The sequence below is a fragment of the Coxiella-like endosymbiont of Rhipicephalus sanguineus genome (genome assembly GCF_018687865.1).
In genome coordinates this window covers 1-738 of the sequence record NZ_NIQB01000035.1, presented here as the reverse complement: position 1 = coordinate 738, position 738 = coordinate 1, and the positions used below count along the sequence as shown (strand labels likewise).

The window sequence follows — 738 nt, the reverse complement described above, 5'->3', positions numbered from 1 at the left end:
AAACAATGGGCGGCGAAAGGTATCCACGTGGAAAGTCATGACTAGCTCGAAAATACTGTAAAACAAGCTTTCGAAATTAAGGATGCCCCAGTATTGGTCGATGTATCAACAAATCCTAATAAACTTGTCATCTCCCCCAAAAAACCTTATGTCCACAAAAGCTTGGGATTTTAGTATTAGCAAAATATTAGCAAAATAAAAGAACTTTGAACTGAAAGTGAATAAGAATTTGAATTTTTAAACCTCCATCCGCATTCCCATTCACCGTTGCTATATTTCTTTTAGAATCACAAAGGAGAATAGCCATGCCTAAAGTAACTAAAAACGGAGATCTTAGACAAGAATTCGCTAATTTTAGCAATGATAACTGAATGCAGTAAAAGCGAAGCTGAAGCGATGAAAGATAACCTCATTGCTCGGAGCAAACATACTTTAGAATACAGTTGAAGCAAAATGTAAAAAGAAACCCTTAGCCACAGTAGGTTATGCTTTTAGCGCTAGTTTATTAGCCAGTATAGTAAGTCGCTTATTGACCCGTAAAAAAATGATGACAACCTTTCATAATCGGCATTGTTCTTTTGTGTCTCGTTTGGATATTGGTACTGCTCGGCTTGGGATTTGTCATTGTTTCTCTTTACCTTTATCTGAATATTCATTTGAGCACCGCCCTCGTTGCATTAATTTGTGGTCTTATCGTCCTTCTTGTGGCAATTTCTTCAGTGTTTCTGTTAAAAATTT

The 738-nt window shown here is 36.4% G+C and carries 1 protein-coding gene; it reads left to right on the top strand.

The features are described from left to right. Positions 1-544: 544 nt before the first annotated feature. Positions 545-738, top strand: a 194-nt coding sequence (locus B1F79_RS02250; RefSeq protein WP_251365826.1) for a hypothetical protein, incomplete at its 3' end; no start/stop codon positions are given.